The sequence below is a fragment of the Streptomyces sp. NPDC050997 genome, assembly GCF_040660135.1.
In the GTDB taxonomy this organism is placed as follows: Bacteria; Actinomycetota; Actinomycetes; order Streptomycetales; family Streptomycetaceae; genus Streptomyces.
Genome location: NZ_JBFAGK010000014.1, coordinates 215,849 through 239,370, shown reverse-complemented (window position 1 = coordinate 239,370; position 23,522 = coordinate 215,849). Strand labels below are relative to the sequence as shown.

The window sequence follows — 23,522 nt, the reverse complement described above, 5'->3', positions numbered from 1 at the left end:
CGCGGCCTGGTCGACGACGTCATCGACCCCGCCGAAACCCGCGAGATCCTCATCCAGTCCCTGGCGATGCTGCACACCAAGCACGCCGACCTGCCCTACCGCAAGCACGGCAACCCCCCGCAGTGACCGCCTGCGCGGACGGCGATCTCTCCGCGACTTCGTGACGCGGGTCGACCGCCGCCCCGGGGTGTCAGCCTTTGTTCGCGCCCAGCGTCAGACCGCTGACGAACTGCCGCTGGAGCGCGAAGTACACGATCAGTGTGGGGATCGCGGTGAGCAGGGCGCCGGCGGCGACCAGGTTGGGGTCGGTGAAGAACTGGCCGGAGAGGTTGTTCAGGGCGGAGGTGATCGGCATGTTCTCACCGGTGGAGATCAGGACGATGGCCCAGAAGAAGTCGTTGTAGATCCAGATGGAGAGCAGGGTGGCCAGGGCGGCCATCGCGGGCTTGCACAGGGGCAGTACGACCTGCCAGTACATCCGCCACACGGAGGCGCCGTCGACGAGCGCGGCCTCGGTCAGCTCGTGCGGGAGCATGCGCATGTAGTTGCTCAGTACGAAGGCGCAGAAGCCTGACTGGAACGCGATGTGGATGAGCACCAGGCCGAGCGCGGAGTCGTACAGCTTGCCGCTCATCGTGATGCCGGGCAGGTCGATGAGCAGGTACAGCCGGTAGAGAGGCGTGATGATGACCTGCTGTGGCAGCAGGTTGCCGGCCGTGAACACCAGCAGCAGGACGATGTTGAGCCGGAAGTCGAAGCGGCTGACGTAGAACGCGACCATCGACGACAGGAACAGCGTCAGCAGCACGGCCGGGACCGCGATGAGCAGCGTGTTGCCGAAGTAGTGCAGCATGTCGGACTGGGTGAACGCGTTCGTGAAGTTGTCGAGGTTCAGCTTGTCCGGCCAGGAGACATAGCCCTTGTTGCTGGTCTCCGAGTACGGCCGCAGGGCCGCGTAGACCGCCCAGAGCAGCGGGGCGAGCCAGGCCAGCGAGGTGCCGATGAGGAACACGTGCAGCAGGATCCGGGCCGGGCGGACGGGGGTGCGCTGCTTGGTCACCACAGCTGTGCTCATGCGCGCCGCTCCTTCCGGAAGGTCGCGATCAGGTACGGGATGATCACGGCCAGGGAGATCACCAGCAGGACGACCGCGATCGCCGAGCCGTATCCGATACGGCTGGACTCGCCGATGATGTTGTTGGTGATCAGGATCGACAGCAGCTCGGTGCCCTGGGCGCCCTTGTTGAAGACGAAGACGAGGTCGAAGGCGCGCAGGGCCTCGATGATGGTGACGACCAGGACGACCGTGTTGGTCGGGCGCAGGGTCGGGAAGATGACGTTCTTGAACGTCTGCCACTCGTTGGCGCCGTCCAGCGAGGAGGCCTCGCGCAGGGACGGGTCGACGCCCTTCAGGCCGGCCAGGTACAGGATCATCATGTAGCCGGCGTGCCGCCAGGACGCTGCGATCAGCACGGCCCACAGGTTGAGGTCCGGGTCGCCGATCCAGTCGATGTAGTGGCCGGGCTTGTTGGCGCCGATGAGGCTGTTGATCAGGCCCGTGTCGGGGTTGTAGACGAGCTGCCAGACGAAACCGGTGACGGCCAGGGACACCACGACCGGCAGGAAGAACGCGGTCTGGTAGACGCGGCTGAAGCGGATGCTCTTGTCCAGCTGCACGGCCAGGAACAGGCCGAACGGCGTCGGGATCAGGATGAGTGCGACGAACCAGATGATGTTGTGCTGGACGGCGGGCCAGAACTGCGGGTTGTCGGTGAACAGCTGACGGAAGTTGTCCAGACCGACCCACTTGATCGAGCCGAATCCGATGCCGTCCCAGGAGGTGAAGGCCAGAGCGATCGAGGCGAGGGCGGTGACCCAGACGAGGGCCACGTGCAGGACCGTGGGCACGCCCGCCATGAAGGCGAGCGTGACCCGGTCACGGCGGGTCAGCAGGCGCTTGCGCCCCTGCGGGACCCGCTTCTTGGCGGGCGCGGGACCCGGAGGCGGCACGGCGGCCGCCTCCGGGTTCTTCGGGGAGGTGTCGATGGTCATGCGGAGGCGAAGATCGTCTTCTTCTGGCGCTCGATCGAGGACAGCAAGCTGTCGACGCCCTTGGGATTCTGGAGGAACTTCTGCAGACCGGGCTGCATCACCGTGGCGGTGAAGTCCGGCCGGGAGTCGCGGTCCATGAACTGGGTGAGGCTCTTGGCGCCGCCGATCATCTCGAACGCCTTCTTCTGCAGCGGCGAGTAGGCGGAGGTGTCGGCCTTGTTGGAGGCGGCCACCACGCTCGGGTCGGCCTTGAGGTAGGTCTGCTCGGCCGCCGGGGAGCCCAGGTACTCCAGCAGCTTCACGACACCGTCGTGGTTCTTCGGGTCCTTGCTGACCATGAAGCCGTCGGTGGGCGCCTCCACGGTGTCCTGGCCGTACGCGGGGTTGATCTCCGGGAAGGCGAAGAAGTCGAGGTCGTCCAGGTCGGCCTTGATGGTGAACTGCTGCGCCACGAAGGAGCCCAGCAGGTACATGCCGGCCTTCTTCGACACCAGGGTCTGCGCGGCGTCCTGCCAGGTACGGCCCATGAAGCCGTCCTGGTGGTAGGGCAGCAGCTCGGCCCAGTGGTCGAAGACGGCCTTGACCTTGGCGTCCGTCCAGGAGGCCTTGCCCGCCATCAGGTCGACGTGGAAGTCGTAGCCGTTGGTGCGGAAGTTGATCTGGTCGAAGGTGCCCATCGCCGGCCAGGCGTCCTTGTCGCCGAAGGCGATCGGGACCAGGCCGTCCTTCTTCATCTGCTTGCACAGCGCGACCAGCTGGTCCCAGGTGGTGGGGACGGTGTAGCCGTGCTGCTGGAAGACGCTCTTGCGGTAGAAGATCGCCCACGGGTACGTGGTCAGCGGCACGAAGTAGTACTTGCCGTCCTCGCCCTTGCTGAGCTTCTTCATGGCGTCGGGGAAGTTGTCGCCGATCTTCGCCCACACGTCGTCGATCGGGGTGGCGAGCTTCTTGGCCGCGAAGAACTGCATGCGGTACCCGGCGAACCAGTTGAACACGTCGTCCGGCGTGCCCTGGAGGTAGGAGTTGATCTGCTCCTGGAACGTGTTGTGGTCCTTGGTGTTCACGTCGACCGTGATGCCGGACTGCTTCTTGAAGGCCGCGTAGATGTCGGCGAAGGCCTTCTTCGGAACCGCGTCGGACGCGTTGGAGCCGACGGTGACCGTCTTCGAGTCGGCAGCCGTGCCGCTGCCACCGCAGGCGCTCAGCAGGGGTATGCCGGCGCCGAGGACGGCGGCGCCGCCTATGCCGCGCAGCAGGGCGCGCCTGCTCGGGGCGGAGAGGGAGAGGCCGGAGGGCGAGAGGTCGTGCATGAACGGCTCCTGAGGGCAGGGTTCGGCCATGGGGGTGAGGCTGACTGAAAGCTGATCTCAATCGACCAGAAATCAACTTGACCGAACACGTTGGCGCCATAACAGCCGTATGTGCTGTCATGCGTCAAGAGCCGCTGCGTTCATTTGTCGAAACGTAATCGACACGATTCGCCATCTTTAGTCGGCGAGTGATCATTTACAGGTGGCGAACGCCTTCGCGAACGCGGCCTCGCCCTGGAGGATCGAGCCGCACGTGGCCTCGGCGCCGGCCTGGCGGCGTCGTCGACCTTGAAGGGCAACCCTCAGGGAAGGGATCGGGACCGGTTGAAGGCAGAGACCAATCGGCCGGGTCGACGGCGTCGCACGGAGCCTCGGTGCCCCCGCCGCAACGGCGCGCGCTCCCGCCCGTCCAACTGGATCCAGATCCGCACCTCGGTGCCGCCGAGCACGGACGAGCCGATCCGTACGTCCCCGCCCGTCGCCTCCGCGAGCCGGCGCACGATGTCGAGCCCGAGCCCGGTCGATCCGTCGCTCCCCGAACCCCGGCCGCGCGCCATCGCCGCCTCGGGGTCGGGTATGCCGGACCCCGCGTCCGACACGAGCACGATCACCGCGTCCTCGCCGTTGTGCACGTCGACCGCGAAGGCGGTGCCCTCGGCGGTGTGCCGGAAGACATTCCCGAGCAGGGCGTCCAGGGCGGCGGCCAGGTCCGCGCGGGCCACGGGTATGCGCACCGGCCGGTCGGCCCCGGCCATCCGCCACTTGCGGCCCTCGTCCTCCGCCAGCGCCGACCAGAACGACATCCGTTCGCGCACCACCTCGGCCGCGTCGCACCCGGCGCCGGGTCCGGCCGCCGCGGTCTGCGGCTTGGCGTCCCGGGCCGTCCGGATGATCGTGTCCACCTCGCGCTCCAGTTGGGCGACCGCGGCCCGGGTCTGCTCGGCCGCCGGCCCGTCCCCGAGCGAGGCCGCGTTCAGCCGCAGCACGGTCAGCGGTGTGCGCAGCCGGTGCGACAGGTCCGCCGCCAACTCCCTTTCGTTCGCGAGGAGTTGTACGACCTGGTCGGCCATGGAGTTGAACGCGACCGCGGCCAGCCGCAGTTCGCTGGGCCCCTCCTCCGGCACCCGTGCGCCCAGGTGCCCTTCCCCCAGTTCGTGCGCGCCCTCGACCAGGCGCCGGGCCGGCCGCACCATCCGAACGCCCAGCCGGTCGGCGACCGCGACCGAACCGACGACCAGCGCGACACCGACTAAGGCGAGCACCGCCCAGGCGGTGGCGACGCCGTTGCTGACCTCGGACTCGGGGACGTACACCTCGACGACCGCGATCTCGCCGGAACTCAGCGCGACCGGCTGCAGCAGGGTGGAGCCACCGGGCACCTCGCTGGTGGAGGCACGGCCGAGCTTGCGCACGGTCGCGATGTCCGCGGCTGCGGCGCGCCGCCGCCCGAGGTCGACGGCCGCGGTGGCGCCGGACGCCGGTATGTGCACCGCCATCCCCGCGTCCGAGCCCGCGGAGGCGACGACCCGCTCCAACTGGTCGCGGTCGGTGGTGATGGACAGGGCGGGGGCGACGGCCGCGGCCTGCCGCTCGGCGTTGGAGAAGGCACGGTCCCGGGCCATCTCCTTGACGACGAGGCCGAGCGGGATCGCGAAGGCGACCACGACCATGGTGGTGACCGCCAGCGAGACCTTGACCAGGGCCCATCTCATCGGGGTGCCTCCGCTCCCGGCGGCTCCAGCTTCACGCCGACACCCCGCAGGGTGCGCAGATAGCGCGGGCTCGCCGCGGTCTCGCCGAGCTTGCGCCGCAGCCAGGACAGATGGACGTCGATGGTCTGGTCGTCGCCGTACGACTGCTGCCACACCTCGGCGAGCAGTTCCTTGCGGGGGACGACGACACCGGGACGGCCGGCCAGGAAGGCGAGCAGGTCGAACTCACGGCGGGTCAGATCCAGCCGCACGCCGTCCAGTTCGGCCTGCCGACGCAACGGGTCGACGGTCAGGCCGCCGACGCGCAGCACACAGTCCGAGGGCGCCTCCCCGGCCGCGGCGCGGGACCGGCGCAGCACCGCGGCCATCCGGGCCGACAGGTGTTCCACGGAGAACGGCTTGGTCAGGTAGTCGTCCGCCCCGGCGTTCAACAGGCGGACGATCTCCGTCTCGTCGTCCCGGGCGGTGGCGATGATCACGGGGACATCGGTGATGCCGCGCAGCATCTTCAGGGCCTCGGAGCCGTCCAGATCGGGGAGCCCGAGGTCCAGGACGACCACGTCGAAACGGAAATGGGCGGCCTCGCGCAGCGCCTCCAGTGCCGTACCCACGCTGCGCACGGAGTGTGCGGCGTCGGTCAGATGCCGGATGAGCGCCGAGCGTACGAACTGGTCGTCCTCGACCACGAGAACACGTGCCATGCGCCGCACCGTACGCCATGCGAGGCAGGCCCATCCGGCGCCTGTGGACAACTCATCGGGCTGTGGACAACCACGGGACGGACGCGGTGGATACACACGGAACAACCCCGGGATACAGAGGACAACAGGGGGCACCGGTGGGGCGCGTGAGGCAGGATGGCCCGCGATGCGCAGAGCACTCGTACACCTGCTTGCCTGGTCGCTCGCCACGGGCGCGGCGGTCACGCTGTCGTGGTGGGGCGTCCACACGGTGATGGCGGGCACGGCCTACGACCCGCCGCGCGCCCTGCCCATCACGACGGCCGAGGCGACCACGCGGAAGGCGAAGCCGCCGTCGCCGTCCACGAACCGGCCGACCCCGTCGAGGAGTTCGTCCCCGAGCCCGAGCGGAACACCGTCCCGCGCGCCGGCCCCCACCCCTTCCAGGACCCCGACCACAAGCCCCTCCCCCACCACCTCGACCCAGGTCAGGAGCTACGACACCGAAGGTGGGCGGGTGGTCTTCGACCTGGGGAAGGCCTCCGCGACGCTCGTGTCGGCGACGCCGGGCACGAGTTGGTCGATGCAGGTGTGGAAGACGGAGTCGTGGATCCGGGTGGAGTTCGGCTCTGGCGCGGACCGGGTGACGGTGTTCTGCACCTGGCACGACGGACCGCCACGGGTGGAGATCCTCACCTACTGAGTCACCGGAAGGCGGACGGCGGTGGCGCGGGCGACGCCACGGCCGCCGAGTCCGTCACCGGTGGCGCCCCGCCCGCGAAGTCGGTGAGCGACTTGCCGTGTTCGACGCGCCCGGGGTGCGGATCCGAGGCGGCGCGGCGGGTGAGTTCGGCGAGCGGGAGCGGGTGGTCGCAGGCGACCAGAACCGCGTTGCCGAAGCGTTTGCCGCGCAGGACCGTCGGGTCGGCGACCAGCGCGAGCTCCGGGAAACACGCCGCCGCGGTGGCGATCTGGCCGCGCAGGTGGGCCAGCGGCGGCCCGTCGGCGAGATTCGCGGCGTAGCAGCCGCCCGGCTTCAGCGCCCGGCGGACCTCGCCGAGGAACTCCGTCGAGGTGAGGTGGGCCGGGGTGCGGGCCCCGCTGAACACATCGGCGATGACGAGGTCGGCCCAGCCGTCGGGCACCTTGGCCAGGCCTTCGCGGGCGTCCGTCGATCTGATCCGGATGCGCGCGGTGGGCGCCAACGGCAATTCTCGGCGGACCAGTTGGACCAGGGCCGCGTCGCGCTCGACGACCTGCTGGGTGGAGCGGGGGCGGGTGGCGGCGACATACCGGGCCAGGGTCAGCGCGCCGCCGCCGAGGTGTACGGCGTGCACGGGGCGGCCGGGCGGGGCGACCAGGTCGATGACGTGCCCGAGCCGTCGCTGGTACTCGAAGGACAGATACGCCGGATCATCCAGGTCGACATGCGACTGCGGCGCCCCGTCGACGAGCAGCGTCCAGGCCCGCGCCCGGTCCCGGTCGGGGACGAGTTCGGCGACCCCGCCGTCGACGGCCTCGACGAGCGTCTCTACGACGGCGCCGGTGCGCCGGGGCTTCCTGGACTTTCCCATTGCGCCATTATCAGGCGCCGCGGAACGGACGGCTCCACCGAGCTCGTGACAGGACCTGGCTAGCTCGTGGGGACGGTTCACCAGCTCGCGCCGGGGCCAGCCCCGTTGCCCGTCTCACCTGTCAACCGCGCCGCCGAGCTCAGCTGCAGTTGTCCGCCGCCTGGATCAACCGCGCCGCCTCCCCCAGCGCCGCCCGCAGCACCGCCGGATCCGTCGCGAGGTCCGCCTCTCCGGGCGGCAGCAGCCAGTCCGAGCCCGCCACCGGCGGCTCGGGGCTCAGTCTCAGCCCTCTCCCTTCCGTCTCCGTACAGGTGCTCCCCGGCACGTCCCACGCCGCGGCGGTCCCCGACGGCACCAGGAACCCCAGCGTGTCGCAGTCGTCGTCGTGCAGTACGGGCCCCACCGCGTCGCCCACCCCCCGGCGCAGGATGTCGACGGCCTCAAGCCCCTGCCGCGTCGGCACCATGACGAACTCGCACGCCCTGTCCGGGCGGGAAGGCGGCACACCGGCCGCGGTCGACGTACAAGGATCGGTGCTCTGACTGATCTCCATCCCGGCCTCCACCACGGAATCCCTCCTCCAACGACGGGTCGGGAGTCGGGCGGCTCCCGGTCCATGGGGTTCAACGCGGCAGAGCGTCAACGGCTACGGCCGAAGTCCGCCGCAAAGGATGGCAGTTCATGGCAGATCACGGATGAGATATCCGGTTTGTAGCCAAACACTGCGTGTCGGGTCGTGCACAGCAGGTACGTTCTTGCCCGCCGGAAACAGGGTGTCACACGGACAACTCACCCCGAACCCACCCCGCTTCCGGCATGGTTCGACGGTTCGCACGAGAGGACCCGGCCATGGCGTCGTCAATGGAGACCTCGTCCCAGCCCCCTGGCCCACCACGGCCGAATCTCGCGTTCCGGCGATTGCGCGGCAAGCGCTCGCCGGCCGAGTTCGCCGCGGCGGTACGGCGGGCAGCCCGCGAGATCGGCGAGCGGGTGAGCTGCGACGCGCGCTATGTCGGCCGGGTCGAGGCGGGCGAGATCCGCTGCCCCAACTACGCGTACGAACGGGTGTTCCTGCATATGTTCCCCGGCCGCACGCTCACCGACCTCGGGTTCGCGCCCCGCTCGTCCGTACGCGGACGCCGGGCGCTCACGCCTGAGGACGCGCCCCCTTCGGACACCACGATTCCGGCATATGCAACAGGTGAGACGCGAGGGGCGGACGAGCCGTATGACACGCAGGACACACCGGACTCGTGCGGCGCACACAGCCCGCACGAGACGCACGACAACGAGGAGAGCGACGTGCTGCGTCGCGCATTCATGACCGGCGGAGGCGCCACCGTGGCCGCCGCCTCGCTGAGCCCCCTGGGGCTCGCCTTCGACGCCGCGGCCGCGGGCCGTCCGGTCCGCCGGGTCGGCGGGAGCCACGCGAACGTGCTCGAAGAGGCGGTCCGCAGAATCCGGCTGCTCGACGACCGGCACGGCGCGGACGGCCTCTACCGGCGCGCGACGGCCCCGCTGCGCGCCGCCTACGCGCTGCTGGACGCCGGGGTGACCCGCCAGAAAACCGCCGACCGGCTCCACTCGGGCGCCGGTGAACTGGCCATCTCGGTGGGCTGGCTGGCCCATGACTCGGGGCGCTTCGACGATGCCCGCTCGCACTACGCGGAAGCCCTCGCGACGGCCCGGGTGAGCGGCGACGACGCCCTGGAGGCGCACGCCTTCTGCAACACGGCGTTCCTCGCGCGGGACGCCGGCCGGCCACGCGAGGCGGTACGCGCCGCCCAGGCCGCGCAACGCGTCGGGCGCTCCCTGGGTTCCGCCCGGCTGATGTCGCTGCTCGCGCTGCGCGAGGCGGGCGGCTGGGCCGGGCTGGCCGACCGCACCGGCTGCGAACAGGCCCTGGCCCGCGCCCAGGCCCTCTACGAGCGAGGCCACTCGGACGCCGACCCCGAGTGGATGAGCTTCTACGGCGAGGCCGAACTGGAGGGCCTGGAGGCGCAGTGCTGGTCGACGCTGGGCGACTGGAGCCGCGCGGCCCGGCACGCGCGTCGGGCGGCCCAGCTCCAGGACCCGCACTTCACCCGGAACATCGCCCTGTACACGGCGGAACTGGCGGACGACCTCGCGCGCGGGGGCCGCCCCGACGAGGCCGCCGCGGCCGGCATGAAGGTGCTGGACCTGCTGGACGAGGTGCAGTCGTCACGCGTCCAGACGATGCTGGCGGGCACCGCGAGAGTGCTGCGGCCGCACCGGCGGGCATCGGGTGTGTCGGCGTTCCTGGAGAGGCACGGCTCGTTGCCGCGTACGGCGTGAGCGGGCGGCCGGTGTCAGAAAAGGTGCCCCAGGTCGTTCCAGCTCTCGATGGCCGGTTCGCCGTACGCCCAGCCGAGCACCGAAAGCGACGTCGGGTTCAGCCTCAGTCGCGCCGCGAAGTCCAGCGGAAGACCGAGCCAGCGTGCGCCGATGGACCGCAGGATGTGCCCGTGCGCGAACACCAGCACGTCCCGGTCCGTCTCCCGGGCCCACGCGACCACCTCGTCCGCCCGGGCCGTCACCTCGGCGAGCGGCTCGCCCTCGGGTACGCCGTCGCGCCAGATGAGCCAGCCGGGCCGCAGGGCCTGGAGCTCCTGCGGGGTCATGCCCTCGTAGGCGCCGTAGTCCCACTCCATGAGCGTGTCCCAGCTGCGCGCCCGGTCACCGAAGCCGGCGAGTTCGCAGGTCTCACGCGCGCGTGCCAGCGGGCTGGTGCGCACCTCGACCCCGTCGAGACCGTCGAACGGCGCCCGGTGCAGGCGCTCCCCGAGCAGCTTGGCGCCGCGCCGGCCCTCCTCCAGGAGCGGCACGTCGGTCCTGCCGGTGTGCTTGCCGGACAGCGACCACTGCGTCTGTCCGTGCCGGGCCAGCAGGATGCGCGGTGCCATGGAGAGACCTTTCCGGGGGAATGCGGAGGCGGAGTCCCTTCATCATCGCGCACCCTGTGCGGGGGCAACCCGGCGGGCGATCTCTGCGTCTTTGAAGGCCGGGGGCGCTCCACAGGGGCGCGTACATACGCCGTAAAGTGGCACGACCGGAAAGACACCACCGGGCGGGCGAGACGAAGGGGGAGGGCGATCGGATGCCGCAGACCGTGACACCAGGCATCGAGGCGGCCCGGGGCACCCGGCTGCGCTGGTGGACCGAGCTGCCGCTGATCCTCCTCGTGTACGCCTGCTACACGGCGGGGCGGCTGCTGGCGCGAGGCGATGTCAGCAGTGCCGTCGACCACGGTCTGACGATCCTGCGCGTCGAGAAGTTCCTGCGCATCAACGCCGAGCACCCCCTCAACCGGCTGTTCACACACGAGGCGTGGCTGGGCGTACCCGCCGACTTCTGGTACGCGTCGCTGCACTACCTGGTCACGCCCGCCGTCCTGATCTGGCTGTTCCGGTCGCACGCCGTGCGCTACCGCGCGGCCCGCACCTGGCTGATGGCGTCCACCTTCATCGGCCTGATCGGCTTCATCCTGCTGCCGACCTGCCCGCCCCGCCTGCTCTCCGAGGGCCACGGTTTCGTGGACACGATGGCCCAGTACAGCTCGTACGGCTGGTGGGGCAGCGAGGCGAGCGCCCCGCGCGGCCTCGGCGGTATGACCAACCAGTACGCCGCCATGCCGAGCCTGCACGTGGGTTGGGCGCTGTGGTGCGGAGTGATGCTGTGGCGTTACGGCAGGACGCGTACCGCGAAGACCGCCGCTGTCGTCTACCCGCTGGTGACGACGATCGTGGTGATGGGCACCGCGAACCACTACTTCCTGGACGCGGTCGCGGGCGCGGCGGTGATGGGCGCCGGGCTGCTTCTCACGCCGTACGTCTCGCGGGCCGCGGGGGGTGCGGGGACGCGGCTGCGGGCCCGGTTCGCGGTCGTCACGGGGGACGCTCCCGGCGCACATGCCTCAATTGTCAGTGCCGGATGCCAGACTTCCGCGGGTGAGCACATTCCACGGCAGCGCGAGTCCCCATTCGCCGGCGGAGCCGAGCCGAGTGCCTCCCCCACGGACGCGGGAGACAGCGCTCCGGCGCCGGCTCGCTGAGCTGCGCGGTCCCGACGTCCCGGCGAAGGCGCTGGACGCGCGCGCCCTGGCGGCGCTCGCCGCCAACCCCGGGTGCGAGCGGCGCGCGATTCTCGACGGCGCCGGGGTGAACAAGACGGCGCTGGCGAGCGCGTTGGGCGCCCCGTCGGCCTTCGGGCAGTCGCAGTTCGCCCTGACCCGGGGCAACGCCTTCGAGGCCCGGGTCAAGTCGGACGGCGGCGCGGAGCTGCTGCGGCTGGTGCACGAGAAGCTGGACCGGGCGGCCGAGCCGCCGTCGCACGCCCAGGTGCCCGAACTCACCGCGATCGGCCCCGAAGGGCGCACCGCGCGCACGGCCCTCGCCCTGCGCGAGGCGACCACGGCCGAGGGCTGGACCCTGCTCGACCACCCGATGCTGGCGCTCGACGTCGCCGGTTCGCCCGCCTTCCTGGAGCCGGACGCGGTGGTCGTGCACCCCGACGGCAGCTGGACGGTCGTGGAGATCAAGTCCTTCCCGATGCTGGACGGCTCCGCGGACCCGGCGAAGGTCGGCGCGGCGGCCCGGCAGTCCGCGGTGTACGTGCTGGCGTTGGAGGAGGTCGCCGCCCGCCTGGATCCTCCGCCGCGAGTGCGTCACCATGTGCTGCTGGTCTGCCCGAAGGACTTCTCCAACCTGGCCACCGCGTCCGCCGTCGACATCCGCAAGCAGCGCGCGGTGACCGCCCGCCAGCTGGCCCGGCTGACCCGCCTCCAGGACATCGCCGACGCCCTCCCCGAGGGCACCAGCTTCGCCCCCGAGTTGCCGCCCGAGGAGCTCACGGCGGCCGTCGAGGCGGTCCCGGCGACGTACGCACCCGAGTGCCTGTCGGCCTGCGAGCTGGCCTTCCACTGCCGCGAGCGGTCCCGCACCGCGGGCGCGGTGACCTCCCTGGGCCGCTCGGTCCGCGCCGAACTGGGCGGCCTCACCACCGTCGAGGACGTCCTGGCGGCGGCCCGCGGGGAGGCCGGGGACCCGGACGACCCGGCGGTGGCGGCGCTCAGAAGGGCGGCCGAACTGCGGGCCGAAGCACTGGGCAGCCGTCAGGGGGCGGCATGTCACTGATCGCCACCCTGGCCCGCCTCGAAGCCGTCAGCACCGGCCGCGCCCAGCCCGCCGCGACCGTCCGGCACCGGCGGCTGTCCGAGCGGCCGCTCGTCTTCGTGCCTCTCACCACCGCCGGTGAGGCCGGCGCGCCGCTCGGCGCGCTGGTGGGCACCGACCGGGACGCCCCGCGACTACTGGTCGTACCGCAGCCCCGGGACCGCGACCTCAGGTTCGTGTTCCTCGCCGAACTGGCCGACGTCGTCCTGCCGTACATCGACACGTACGCCGAGTCCGTGGAGGCCGCCGAACGCACCGAGGCGGACCCGGAGACCGGCAAGCGGGTCAAGGTCGAGGTGGACCTGTGCACGGACGCCCCGCAGCTGATCGTGCCCAGCCGCGCGGGAGTCGAGTTCGTCCGGCTGCTCGGGCGCTCCATGCGCTTCAGGCGTACGGCGGAACAGGACCCGGAGACGCCTTACCCCGCGCCGCCCCGACTGCCCTTGCTCGGCCGGTGGCTGACCCACTTCGGGGAGCGCGCCCGGGTGCCCGGCTCCTCGCTGCTGCTCGCCATGACGGACGTACTGGCCCGGCACTGGTCGACGGGCCAGTCCACCCTGGAGGACCAGCACCTGGGCGCGCTGCTCTCCTGGATCGACCCGCCCGAGGGCACCCTGGGCGCCGACGCCGCCCTTCGGGCCGAACTCCACCGGGACGCGCAGGGCCAGCTGGTGTGCCCGCCCGCCGGCCCGGCCACCGACCCGGCGTTCGACAACACGCTGCTCGCCCCCGCCCTCGAGCGCTACGACCGTGCCCGCACCGCCCTCGCCGCCGCCGAGGACGGCCTGCAGGCCGACGACCGGCTCGGCATCCTCACCGCCGCCGAGCGCGAGCTGCGCACCCTGGTCGAGAGCCGGACGCGCCCCACCTGGGACGCGATGTGGCGGGGCCTGGACCTGCTGCGGGCGCTGCCGGAGGGCGCGCACGTCGAGGAGCGGTGGACCCGTGACCGCTGGTCGTTCACCGCCCACCGCGACCGTGTACTGGCCGGCGAGCCCCCGCAGCCGCGCCGCGACGACGCGGTCACCGCCGCGAACAAACTCGCCGCGCGGGAGCGTGAGCAGGCCCGTCTGGACGCCCAGGAGTCCCTGGACGACCCGCTGGTGATGGCCGGGCGGCGGCTGACCGGGGAGGCGTTCGCGGGCGAGGTCACGGATGTCGTCATGGCGTACAGCGAGGGCAAGCGGCCCAGCCCCCGCCCGCTGGTCACGGTCCGCACCGACGACCGGCCGCACCTGGCCGAGCGGGCCAGGGTGTACCGCGCGCTGGGCGGCAAGCCGCAGGCGGCGGAGTTCGTCGGGCAGGAGGACGAGGGAGTCCTGGTCCTGCGGATCGTCGACAAGATGGGCCGCGGCAAGGAGCCCGAACCCGGATCCGTGCCGGAGAAGGGCGACCTGCTCTGCTTCACCCTCTTCGAGCACGAGCAGCGCGGCGGGGCGAAGCTGCCCGACCCGGAGGACACCCCGTGGACGCACGGCGGACCGCCGGGCGAGGCGACGGTTCCCGATCCCGACCCCGTGACCCAGGAGGACGTCCTTTGAACCCTCGGGACTTCGACCCCGGCGCCCTGGCGGCCCGCGCCACCGGGGCGATCCTCCACGACACCCTGCACGGCACCGACCGCGGTGTCGTCGTCGACTCCCCGCCGGGCGCCGGAAAGTCCACCCTCGTCGTCCGCGCCGCGCTCGAACTGGCCGACGCCGGACGGCCGTTGATGGTCGTCGCGCAGACCAACGCCCAGGTCGACGACCTGGTGCTGCGGCTCGCCGAGAAGAACCCCGACCTGCCGGTGGGCCGGCTGCACAGCAGCGACAGCGACCCGTACGACAAGGCGCTGGACGACCTGCCAGGCGTACGGAAGTCGTCGAAGGCGGGCGATCTCGGCGGGCTGGCGGTGGTGATCTCGACGGCCGCCAAGTGGGGGCATGTGAAGGTCGACGAGCCATGGCGGCACGCGATCGTCGACGAGGCCTACCAGATGCGTTCGGACGCGCTGCTCGCCGTGGCGGGTCTCTTCGAGCGGGCGCTGTTCGTGGGCGACCCGGGCCAGCTGGACCCGTTCGCGATCGTCGGCAGCGAGCAGTGGGCGGGCCTGTCGTACGACCCCTCGGCCTCCGCCGTGACGACCCTGCTCGCGCACAACCCCGAGCTGCCGCAGCACCGGCTGCCGGTGTCCTGGCGGCTCCCGGCGTCGGCGGCGCCCCTGGTCTCCGACGCGTTCTATCCCTACACCCCCTTCCGCAGCGGCACGGACCACGACGACCGCCGTCTCGCCTTCGCGGTCCCCTCCGACGGGTCGGGTCCCGACAGGGTGATCGACGAGGCCGCGGAGTCGGGCTGGGGTCTGCTGGAGCTGCCCGCGCGGCACACTCCGCGGACGGACCCCGAGGCGGTCCGGGCCGTGGCGGCGGTCGTACGCCGGCTGCTGGACCGGGGCGGTGCGGCCACGTCGGAGCGCGGGCCCGACCCCACGCCCCTGACCGCCGACCGGATCGCCGTCGGCACGGCCCACCGCGACCAGGCGGCAGCGGTCCGCGCGGCGCTCGCCGACCTGGGCGCCACGGACGTCACCGTCGACACGGCGAACCGTCTCCAGGGCCGCGAGTTCGACGTCACCGTCGTCCTCCACCCGCTCTCCGGCCGCCCCGACGCCACCGCGTTCCACCTGGAAACCGGCCGCCTGTGCGTACTGGCCTCCCGCCACCGGCACGCCTGCATCGTGGTCTGCCGTGCAGGCGTCACCGACCTCCTGGACGACTACCCCTCGACGGAGCCTGTCCAGCTGGGCACGGTGGTGAAATTCCCGGACGGCTGGGAGGCGAACCACGCGGTACTCGCACACCTGGCCGAACACCGGGTGCCCTGGAGACCGTGACCCGCACACCGTCCACCCGGCCGACGCCGACTGTCCCCAGCCCTCCCTCGAGACCCTGACCGGTGGGCGGGCCGGTCTACGGGGAGCGTCGTGTGGGTCGGCGGGCTTGATGTCTCCGGAGTGGGCAAGGGCACGGTCGGGGGTACTCGGCCTACTTGCGCGGGCGCGGGAGAATGGACGGTGGCCCGAGCCGAGACGAGATCTTTCGTGACCTACGAGGAGGAGAAGACATGGCGGAGCCCACGCCGCGTCGGAACGAACCGCGGCTGCGCCCCGCGCCCCTGCTCTTCGAGCCCGCGCAGGCCGCCGCCGATCCGGAGCACTTCTTCGACCTGGAGTCGATCGACGACCCCCGCGCGCTGCTGGCCCGTGCGACGGAGCTGACGCACGCGTTCCGGGCGGCGACCGACCGTGCAATGGAGTTCCAGGCGATCGCGGCGGCCCAGTTGGCCGACCCTCGCCGTTTCGACCGGCTGACCCCGGCGGACATCGCCGCGCGGGCCGAGTGGACCGAGGACTACGCGAAGAAGATGGTGGAGTTCGGGCGCGGTTTGATGCGGGGCGGCGTCGACGGCCGGGGGCCCGCCGACCCGGCGTGAGAGACCCCCACCGCGGGACACCTACGGGCATATGCCAGACGGGCAAGATGCGGGCAAGATACTCCCTCGCCGCCCGCCTGTCCCGATTTCCGGCAACCCTCAGGAATCGCATCCTCACGCCCGGTAGATGTATCCGACATGAGCAGCACACGCGAGCAGCCCATCTCCGCCCACTCCGACGTCTCGGGAGTCACCCCGGACGGCGCCGCCTGGCTCGCCTCCGCGGGAACGTACCCGCGCAGCACCCTGGCGCTCTGGGAGGAGCGGCCGGACGCGCCGGTCGTACTGCCCTGCGGCTCCACCTTCGACGTGGTCGGCGCGCCCGCCGTCTTCGGGCGTCGCATGGTGGACCGGCTGTGGGCGGAGGGGCCGGGATCAGGGCCGGTCGCGGCGTTCCGGGGCCGGATGCTGCTGTTCGCCGCGCCCGGCACGGCCCAGCGGCTGCCCTCGCTGCTGCACTGGGAGGAGTTCGGCCGCACCGGAGCCATCCCGCCGCTCTTGTGCCACGGCACCGGCGACGCGGTGACCGTCCCCGCCCCGATGGCCGCCGGCGGCGGTTCCCCGGGCCGCCCCGACTCGCGCTGGCTGGTCGCCCCGGACACCCGTCGCCCCTGGCTGCCGGGCCCGGAAATCCTGCTCTGGGCGGCCGTCAGGGCGGCCCGTGCGGCCGTACGGATATCGATTTTTCCTCCCGCCGACCTGGGTGCTAAGGTCTACGACGTCAGCAGGCGCCGCTAGCTCAGTTGGTTAGAGCAGCTGACTCTTAATCAGCGGGTCCGGGGTTCGAGTCCCTGGCGGCGCACGTTGGACGATGGCGAGGCACAGTGTTCGCGGAAACGCGAACCGGCCTCGCCATCGTTGTGTCCGCGCGACGTCGACGCGCACTGTGACGCGCGCTGTGACGCGCACTGCGGGGGGCAGCGGTCAGCCGACCGTGATCTTCACCGTCCACGCCCCCGAGGCCGTCCGCCCCTCCGCCGCCACCCGGACGTTCTCGCCGGGCACCCTGAAGCTCTCGCCGAGGGAGACCGGGGCGTCCGCGAGGGGCGGGTAGACGGAGTTCTCCCAGCAGGCGTCGGTGCGCGGATGGGCGTCGATCACCTCGACCGGTCCACGGCCGGACTCCGCCGTGCCGCTCACCCGGTAGACGAGGACGCCCGGCCGGCAGGCCGTCGTGTCGTTGCCCACCGGCTCCCGCGCCTCGAAGGCGAGCGCGCTGTCGACGCCGGTACGGACGACCGCGAGCTTGGTCCCGTTGCCCATCCCGAAGGCGGGCGCCCCGGCGGTGCCCACGGCCGGCACCCCGGGGCCCGCGTCGAGCGGCTCCAACGTCAGCCGCGTCGGCCCGCTCCGCTGTACGCACTTCACCTGCCTCGGCTCCAGCCAGCCGAGTTTCCACTTGTGCCAGCCGAACAGATCCGGCGCCAGCCCGAACTGGCTGCCCATCAGATCCCAGTCGCCGACGAAGGTGTCCCAGTCGCCCTTGCCGTCCACCGGCCGGTGGTAGAGGTCCGGCAGGTCGAATACGTGCCCGGTCTCATGGGCCAGAACCAGCCGGTCCGGCGGGTGCTGCTCGAACACCGTCACGACCCGCCGGATGTCCTTCCCGTCGGCCCGCAGCGGGGTGTCCAGGTTCACCACCTTCGTCGCGTCCGAGTCCACGCCGGGCGCCTCCGGATCGGCGACGAAGTAGACGACGTCGTAGCGCGAGAAGTCGACCTGCCCGTCGGCCGCGGCGAGCGCGTCATGCAGGTAGGCGGCCCGGTGCGGGGCACTCCAGTCGCGCCGCATGACGTACGACGTCGACGGCCGCGGCATCCGGATCCAGTGCCGCAGCGGGTGCGGGCGCAGGGTGAACCGGCCGTATGAGGCGCGCTGGAAGAAGCGACTGGTGGCCGGGAAGTGGTCGGCGGCGAGCTGGGCCGGGGTGGTCAGCGGGGCCGAGTCCGGGAAGGACAGGAAGACCATCACCGCGTCCAGCCCGCGGGTCGGACGCGGATAGGCGGCGTTCCAGGTGTCCACGCCCTCCGAGTGGTGGGCCTCGGTGCGCTGGAGGGCACAGGGTGCCGCCGAGAACGGTTCGGCGACCGAGGGGCCGGTGACCAGGGAGGTCGCCGCGAGGGCCGACAGGGTGGTGAACACGGCCGCGGTACTGCGCAGTCGGGGGCGCGGAAACGGACGCGGCACAGGGACCTCCGGAAGCGGTTCACAGGACACCGCATCCAGATTGTGTGCATTAGTCGTACAAAGCCCTGTTTATCTGCACCAGACGAGTGAGAAGGCCGAAGGGTCGTCAGATGTGACGCCCCGGAACCGCTCACGGAACGTCACAACTGGTCAGGCGCCTGAAGAAGCCGTCCAAGGTCCGAGCAGAAACGATCTGTCAGAAGGGCCGGTTGGTCCGGGAGACTGGATAGTGGCTGGAAGGCCCTTGGGGCAGCCTCTATGATCGGCACACTTTCCTGCCGGACAGCGATCGAGTGCACTGCGGGAGCGAGCGGTGAGCGGAACGTCCGAAGGGCCGACGCCCGCGGCAGACCTCGACCGGTCAGCCGTCACAGAGAGTGATGCCATCGCGGCTCCCGGTGCCGCGCCCCAGCCCTACCGCTCGGTGTTCACGGCCGCTCCGCTGGCGATGGCCGTCGTGGACCGCGAGGGCCTGGTCGTCAGCGCCAACACCACGCTGGGCGAACTGCTCGGCAGCCCGCCGGACGAGCTGACCGGGCGGATCGCCGCCGACCTGGTGGACCTGGCCTCCGACGCGCGGACCTGGCACGCCTATCGGGAGGTTCTGCGCGGCCGGCAGGCCAGGCTGCGCTGCGCCCGTCGGCTCAAGCACCCCGACGGCCAGTCCCTGTGGGCACAGGTCACGGTCGCGCCCCTTGCGGGAGAGGGGCCCGGCGCGGTCCTGCTGTCCATCACCGACATCACCGCCCGCCGTGAACTCCAGGCGCGGCTCAGGCACTTGCAGATGCACGACCCGGTAACCCGGCTGCCCAACCGCACCCTGTTCTTCGAACGGCTTTCGGCCGCGCTGGAGGCGGAGTCGTACGAGCAGTGCGGCACCGGCCGGATCGGCCTGTGCTACCTGGACCTCGACGGCTTCAAGGCCGTCAACGACACCCTCGGCCACCGGATCGGTGACCGGCTGCTGGCCGCCGTCGCCGACCGTCTCACCCGCTGCGCCGACGAGGCCGGCCTCGGACGGGTCAGCGCGCCGCTGGTGGCCCGGCTCGGCGGCGACGAGTTCGCGCTTCTCGTCGAGGACTCCACCGGCACCGAACAGGTCGCCGATCTCGCCGAGGCCGTACTGACCGCGGTCCAGGCGCCCTTCGACATCTCCGGGCAACGGCTGTCGGTGTCGGCCTCGATCGGCGTGGTGGAACGACGGGCTGCGGGCACCAGCGCGACCGGGCTCATGCAGGCCGCCGACACCACGCTGTACTGGGCCAAGGCCGACGGCAAGGCCCGCTGGACCCTCTTCGACCCGGAGCGCAACGCCCATCGCATGACCCGGCAGGCCCTCGCCTCCACCCTGCGCCCGGCGATCGAACGCGGCGAGTTCGTGCTGGAGTACCAGCCGTTGGTGGGGATGGAGGACGGCCGGCTGCGGGGCGTCGAGGCCCTGGTGCGCTGGAACCACCCGCAGTTCGGCATGCTGACGCCGAATCGGTTCATCGGACTGGCCGAGGAGGACGGCTCGATCGTGCAGCTCGGCCGCTGGGTGCTGGCCACGGCCTGCCGTCAGGCGCGGCGTTGGCAGTTGGACCATCCGGACGAGCCGCCGGTCTTCGTGAGCGTGAACGTGGCGGTCCGTCAGGTCTGGGACTCCGACCTGGTCGCGGACGTGGCCGAGATCCTCGCGGAGACGGAGCTGGCACCGCACCTGCTCCAACTGGAGCTCACGGAGTCCGCGGTGATGGGCTCGGCGGGCCGGCCGCTCCAGGCGCTCCAAGCCCTCAGCGACATGGGCGTGCACATCGCCATCGACGACTTCGGCACGGGCTACTCGAACCTGGCGTACCTCAGCCGGCTGCCGGTGTCGGTGCTGAAGCTGGACGGTTCGTTCGTACGGGGCTTCCAGTACGAGGGGGAGGGCGTCCCGCCGAACCCGGCCGACGAGGTCGTCGTCGAGGCGATGATCCAGCTCGCCCACCGGCTGGGGCTGACGGTCACCGCGGAGTGCGTGGAGACGTCCGCGCAGGCCGCGCGGCTGCGGCGGATCGGCTGCGACACCGGCCAGGGGTGGCTGTACTCACGGCCGGTGCCGCCGGATCGTATCTCCGGATTGCTGGATGTACGGGTGTGACGCCTGCGGGTGTGAGGTGTGCGGGTGTGCGGCGCGGGCTCAGGCGGTCGGGAGTCCGTAGGCGTCCGCGATGAGTTCGTAGGAGCGCAGGCGTACGTCGCCGCTGTGGGCGTTGCCCGTGATCATCAGCTCGTCGGCGCCGGTGCGCTTGTGGAGGTCGTCGAGGCCGGAGCGGACCTCGTCGGGGGTGCCGTGGATGACGTTGGCGTTCCAGGAGTCGACGAACTCGCGCTCCATCGGGCTGAACGCGTAGGCCTCGGCCTCTTCGGGGGTGGGGACGAGTCCTGGGCGGCCGGTGCGCAGCCGCACCATGTTCAGGGCGGCGGCCAGGACCTGCCGACGGGCTTCCTTCTCGTCCTCGGTGGCGAGGGCGGAGACACCGATGAGGGCGTACGGCTGGTCCAGGACGGCGGACGGCTGGAAGGCCTCGCGGTACAGGTCCAGGGCCGGGACGGTGTTCTGGGCCGAGAAGTGGTGCGCGAAGGCGAAGGGCAGGCCGAGCTCGCCGGCCAGGCGGGCGCTGAAGCCGGAGGAGCCGAGGAGCCAGACGGGCGGGCGGTGCGGGGACTGGACGCCGCCCGGGGAGGTCGCCTGAACCGGGCCGGGGACGGCGTGGATACGGCGGTAGCGGTGGCCGTCCGGGAAGTCGTCGTCGAGGAAGCGGATGAGCTCCGCGAGCTGCTGGGGGAAGTCGTCGGCGCCCTCGTTGAGCCGGTCGGTGCGGCGGAGGGCGGCGGCGGTGGCGCCGTCCGTGCCCGGGGCGCGGCCGAGGCCGAGGTCCACGCGGCCCGGGGCCATCGCCTCGAGTGTGCCGAACTGTTCCGCGATCACCAGCGGGGCGTGGTTGGGGAGCATCACGCCGCCCGAGCCGAGGCGGATGCGGGTGGTGTGGGCGGCGAGGTGGGCGAGGATCACGGCGGGGGAGCTGGACGCCACGCCCGGCATGGAGTGGTGTTCGGCGACCCAGTAGCGATGGAAGTGGCGGGACTCCGCGAGCTTGGCTATCTCGACGCTGGTGCGCAGGGCGTCGGTGGCGGTGCGGCCGGCGCCGACGGTGACCAGGTCCAGGACGGAGAGCGGGGTGGGGGCGGTGCCGTGTGTTTTTCCCCGGGTCTCGTCTGCCGTTGCGGTCACGGGGGTGCCTCCTGGGTTGGGCCGGTGCGGTGTCCTCCGGAGGTAACAGGAGGGGGTCTCCGGTTATTCCGGCCCGGGGGGCGGCTCGGGGTGGGTGGGGGTGGGCGTCGGGGGGGGGGGGGGGGCGCCCCCGCGGGCCGGCCCCCCCCCCCCCCCCCCCCCCCCCCCCCCCCCCCGCCGGGGGGGGGGGGGGGGGGGGGGGGGGGGGGGCCCCGCCCGGGGGCTTCGCCCCAGACCCCGGGTTCTCGCCCACCCACACTCCGCCCGTCTCGGTTTCTCGAGAAGCCGGGCTTGAAAAGATCTGGGGCTTCGCCCCAGACCCCCGGTCTCGCCCAGCCGCACTCCCCGCGTTACGCCTGGACGATGGGTTCCCTGGTGAACAGGGCTCCCAAGGATGGGGCGTTCACCCTGCGGTCTGCCAGCCTGAGGGCTTCCCAGACCGTTACCTGGTTGGCTGTGAGGACGGGCTTGCCCAGTTCTTTCTCCAGGGCCGGGATGTGGGCCGCCGTGTGCAGGGCCGTGTCGGGGAGGAGGAGGGCCTCGGCGTCCGCCGCGTCGGCCTCGCGGGCCAGGGCGAACACCTCGGCCTCTCCCCACGTCCCGACCTCCGCCGCCGTGATGATTCCGGAGCCGCGGACCCCGGTGACCTCCACGCCGGCCGCGCGCAGGAACTGCGCGAAGAGGTCCGCCACGTCGTCCGGATAGGTCGCGCCGACGGCCACCCGGCCCACTCCGAGCTCCCGAACGGCGTGCACGAAGGCGAAGGAGGTGGAGGAGGCCGGCATGCCGGCGGTGCGAGCGAGGGTGCGTACCTGCTCATGGGCGCCCTCCCAGCCGTAGACGAAACTGCCGCTCGTGCACGCCCACACCACCGACTCGGCGCCGCCCAGGCGCAGCTCCTCGACACCCGCCGCGAGCCGGCCGGCGGAACCCATTTCGAGTAGGGCGTCGACCCGGTGCGCGTCCTCGCCGATGTCGGTGTGCACCAGGTCCAGGCGGATGTCACTGCCGAGCAACTGTTCGATGCGCGGATAGTCGTCCTCCGCGGAGTGGCCCGGATAGAGGAATCCCAGTGCTGTCATGTCCAGCCTTCCTGCTGCTGTTCTTCGTCCGGCAGTCGCGGGACGTCCGGTAGCCCCGGTACGTCCGGCAGTACGGGACCGAGCCGGGCCGCCGGATCGATCAGCGCCTGGTACGGTCCCACGGCTCGGGTACCCAGACGGCGCAACGCAGCCCACATCGTCACCTGGTTGGCCGAGATCACCGGGATCCGCAGCTCCGCCTCCAGCTGGGGGATCACGTCGTAGGTCGGGAGATTGGTGCAGCTGATGAACAGCGCCTCGGCCCCGCCGAGCCCGGCCCCGCGGGCCATGTCCGCCACATCCCGGTACGGAACCTTCCAGATGTGCCTGGTCAGGCCCATGTACGCGCAGCCGGTCACGGTGACGCCCGCCTCGGCCACGTACTCCTCCAGCGCGCGGGTGACGGACACCGTGTAGGGCGTGACCAGCGCGACCCGGCGTACGCCGAGCTCCACGAGCGCCTCCAACAGCGCCCCGGACGTCGTCACCGAGGGCAGCGCGCCCGCCCGGGTCATCGCCTCGCACATCGCGCGTTCCCCGGGGATCCCGCCGACGAAACTGCCGGACGTGCAGGCGTAGGCCACGACCTCGGGTGAGATGGCGGTCAGCGTGCGCACCGCCTCGTGCAGGGTCTCGTGCTCGCTGACCAGGCGAGCGAGGTCGAGGCTGACCTCGACCGGGACGTAGGGCGTTCGGGTCAGATGGAGGGAGACCTCGTCGGGCACCCAGCGCCACAGCTCGCGGTCGAGGGCGAAATCGAACGGGGCGACGACCCCGACACCGCGCTGGGGGCGAGGACCCCCCAGAAACGAAACGTCCAATGCAGACACCGGCCTCACACTGAGGGACCAGAGGACAACGGACCGTACGCAAGCCCGTGTTGACGAAGGTAGGTTCGGGTGCGAGCGTGGTCAATCCGCCCTCGTGACCTTCACATCACGCCTCGGTCACCAGCCGGTGTCCGCCCACGTCAGACGGCTGCCACCCTCGAAGAATCGGTACA

22 protein-coding genes and 1 tRNA gene are annotated in these 23,522 nt (G+C 71.6%); 11 read left to right on the top strand and 12 right to left on the bottom strand.

Features of this window, described 5'->3' with window-relative positions; genetic code table 11:
- The coding region (locus tag AB0H86_RS29220) for a carboxyl transferase domain-containing protein (RefSeq protein WP_362445097.1) at positions 1-126 on the top strand (126 nt) is incomplete at its 5' end.
- 64 nt (positions 127-190) lie between these two features.
- On the opposite strand, the gene AB0H86_RS29215 is transcribed toward AB0H86_RS29220, so the two are convergent.
- From AB0H86_RS29215 to AB0H86_RS29195, 5 genes are all read right to left on the bottom strand, one after another.
- Positions 191-1,075 (bottom strand): carbohydrate ABC transporter permease, encoded by an 885-nt coding sequence (locus AB0H86_RS29215; protein ID WP_362445046.1) that lies wholly within the window; start codon positions 1,073-1,075, stop codon positions 191-193.
- The gene (locus AB0H86_RS29210) at positions 1,072-2,052 is read right to left on the bottom strand and encodes a sugar ABC transporter permease (RefSeq protein WP_362445043.1); all 981 of its coding nucleotides are present in this window, start codon (positions 2,050-2,052) and stop codon (positions 1,072-1,074) included. Before AB0H86_RS29210 ends, AB0H86_RS29215 begins: the two co-directional genes overlap by 4 nt.
- Positions 2,049-3,362, bottom strand: a complete 1,314-nt coding sequence (locus AB0H86_RS29205) for an ABC transporter substrate-binding protein (protein ID WP_362445094.1) — start codon at positions 3,360-3,362, stop codon at positions 2,049-2,051. Before AB0H86_RS29205 ends, AB0H86_RS29210 begins: the two co-directional genes overlap by 4 nt.
- 302 nt (positions 3,363-3,664) lie before the next feature.
- On the bottom strand, positions 3,665-5,074 hold the full coding sequence (locus tag AB0H86_RS29200; RefSeq protein WP_362445040.1) for a HAMP domain-containing sensor histidine kinase: 1,410 nt from the start codon (positions 5,072-5,074) through the stop codon (positions 3,665-3,667).
- Positions 5,071-5,775, bottom strand: coding sequence for a response regulator transcription factor (locus AB0H86_RS29195; protein WP_362445037.1), 705 nt, complete (start codon positions 5,773-5,775; stop codon positions 5,071-5,073). The genes AB0H86_RS29200 and AB0H86_RS29195 overlap by 4 nt, the downstream gene beginning before the upstream one ends.
- Before the next feature lie 166 nt (positions 5,776-5,941).
- Between AB0H86_RS29195 and AB0H86_RS29190 the strand changes: the two genes are divergently transcribed.
- Entirely contained in the window at positions 5,942-6,457 is a 516-nt protein-coding gene (locus AB0H86_RS29190; protein WP_362445034.1) for a hypothetical protein, read from the top strand.
- A 1-nt stretch (position 6,458) separates the two neighbouring features.
- On the opposite strand, the gene AB0H86_RS29185 is transcribed toward AB0H86_RS29190, so the two are convergent.
- Positions 6,459-7,328: a fused MFS/spermidine synthase gene (locus tag AB0H86_RS29185; protein WP_362445031.1), complete on the bottom strand. Its 870-nt coding sequence runs from the start codon at positions 7,326-7,328 to the stop codon at positions 6,459-6,461.
- A gap of 139 nt (positions 7,329-7,467) precedes the next feature.
- Positions 7,468-7,896, bottom strand: a complete 429-nt coding sequence (locus tag AB0H86_RS29180; RefSeq protein WP_362445029.1) for a hypothetical protein — start codon at positions 7,894-7,896, stop codon at positions 7,468-7,470.
- A 281-nt stretch (positions 7,897-8,177) separates the two neighbouring features.
- On the opposite strand from AB0H86_RS29180, the gene AB0H86_RS29175 reads away from it, so the two are divergent.
- Positions 8,178-9,644, top strand: coding sequence for a tetratricopeptide repeat protein (locus AB0H86_RS29175; protein ID WP_362445026.1), 1,467 nt, complete (start codon positions 8,178-8,180; stop codon positions 9,642-9,644).
- 14 nt (positions 9,645-9,658) lie between these two features.
- On the opposite strand, the gene AB0H86_RS29170 is transcribed toward AB0H86_RS29175, so the two are convergent.
- The gene (locus AB0H86_RS29170; protein ID WP_362445024.1) at positions 9,659-10,252 is read right to left on the bottom strand and encodes a histidine phosphatase family protein; all 594 of its coding nucleotides are present in this window, start codon (positions 10,250-10,252) and stop codon (positions 9,659-9,661) included.
- 194 nt (positions 10,253-10,446) lie between these two features.
- Between AB0H86_RS29170 and AB0H86_RS29165 the strand changes: the two genes are divergently transcribed.
- The 7 genes from AB0H86_RS29165 to AB0H86_RS29135 all read left to right on the top strand — a co-directional run bounded on the left by AB0H86_RS29165 (position 10,447) and on the right by AB0H86_RS29135 (position 16,796).
- Complete coding sequence (locus tag AB0H86_RS29165) at positions 10,447-11,400, top strand: phosphatase PAP2 family protein (RefSeq protein ID WP_362445021.1); 954 nt, start codon at positions 10,447-10,449, stop codon at positions 11,398-11,400.
- Positions 11,351-12,481, top strand: coding sequence for a hypothetical protein (locus AB0H86_RS29160; protein ID WP_362445018.1), 1,131 nt, complete (start codon positions 11,351-11,353; stop codon positions 12,479-12,481). Before AB0H86_RS29165 ends, AB0H86_RS29160 begins: the two co-directional genes overlap by 50 nt.
- A complete protein-coding gene (locus tag AB0H86_RS29155) occupies positions 12,472-14,061 on the top strand; it encodes a hypothetical protein (RefSeq protein WP_362445015.1) in 1,590 nt (529 codons plus the stop codon). Before AB0H86_RS29160 ends, AB0H86_RS29155 begins: the two co-directional genes overlap by 10 nt.
- Positions 14,058-15,395 (top strand): AAA domain-containing protein, encoded by a 1,338-nt coding sequence (locus AB0H86_RS29150; protein ID WP_362445012.1) that lies wholly within the window; start codon positions 14,058-14,060, stop codon positions 15,393-15,395. Before AB0H86_RS29155 ends, AB0H86_RS29150 begins: the two co-directional genes overlap by 4 nt.
- Before the next feature lie 230 nt (positions 15,396-15,625).
- The gene (locus AB0H86_RS29145) at positions 15,626-15,994 is read left to right on the top strand and encodes a hypothetical protein (RefSeq protein ID WP_362445009.1); all 369 of its coding nucleotides are present in this window, start codon (positions 15,626-15,628) and stop codon (positions 15,992-15,994) included.
- A gap of 138 nt (positions 15,995-16,132) precedes the next feature.
- Positions 16,133-16,732: a bifunctional DNA primase/polymerase gene (locus AB0H86_RS29140; RefSeq protein ID WP_362445006.1), complete on the top strand. Its 600-nt coding sequence runs from the start codon at positions 16,133-16,135 to the stop codon at positions 16,730-16,732.
- Positions 16,723-16,796: transfer RNA gene (locus AB0H86_RS29135), tRNA-Lys, on the top strand. The genes AB0H86_RS29140 and AB0H86_RS29135 overlap by 10 nt, the downstream gene beginning before the upstream one ends.
- 122 nt (positions 16,797-16,918) lie before the next feature.
- On the opposite strand, the gene AB0H86_RS29130 is transcribed toward AB0H86_RS29135, so the two are convergent.
- A complete protein-coding gene (locus AB0H86_RS29130; protein WP_362445003.1) occupies positions 16,919-18,181 on the bottom strand; it encodes a M6 family metalloprotease domain-containing protein in 1,263 nt (420 codons plus the stop codon).
- 313 nt (positions 18,182-18,494) lie between these two features.
- Here AB0H86_RS29130 and AB0H86_RS29125 point away from each other — a divergent pair, with 313 nt between their 5' ends.
- Complete coding sequence (locus tag AB0H86_RS29125) at positions 18,495-20,303, top strand: EAL domain-containing protein (protein ID WP_362445000.1); 1,809 nt, start codon at positions 18,495-18,497, stop codon at positions 20,301-20,303.
- A gap of 39 nt (positions 20,304-20,342) precedes the next feature.
- Here AB0H86_RS29125 and AB0H86_RS29120 read toward each other — a convergent pair whose 3' ends face one another.
- The 3 genes from AB0H86_RS29120 to AB0H86_RS29110 all read right to left on the bottom strand — a co-directional run bounded on the left by AB0H86_RS29120 (position 20,343) and on the right by AB0H86_RS29110 (position 23,340).
- Positions 20,343-21,437 (bottom strand): LLM class flavin-dependent oxidoreductase, encoded by a 1,095-nt coding sequence (locus tag AB0H86_RS29120; protein ID WP_362444997.1) that lies wholly within the window; start codon positions 21,435-21,437, stop codon positions 20,343-20,345.
- A gap of 350 nt (positions 21,438-21,787) precedes the next feature.
- Positions 21,788-22,519: a decarboxylase gene (locus AB0H86_RS29115; protein WP_362444994.1), complete on the bottom strand. Its 732-nt coding sequence runs from the start codon at positions 22,517-22,519 to the stop codon at positions 21,788-21,790.
- On the bottom strand, positions 22,516-23,340 hold the full coding sequence (locus AB0H86_RS29110) for a decarboxylase (RefSeq protein WP_362445091.1): 825 nt from the start codon (positions 23,338-23,340) through the stop codon (positions 22,516-22,518). The genes AB0H86_RS29115 and AB0H86_RS29110 overlap by 4 nt, the downstream gene beginning before the upstream one ends.
- Positions 23,341-23,522: the final 182 nt, after the last annotated feature.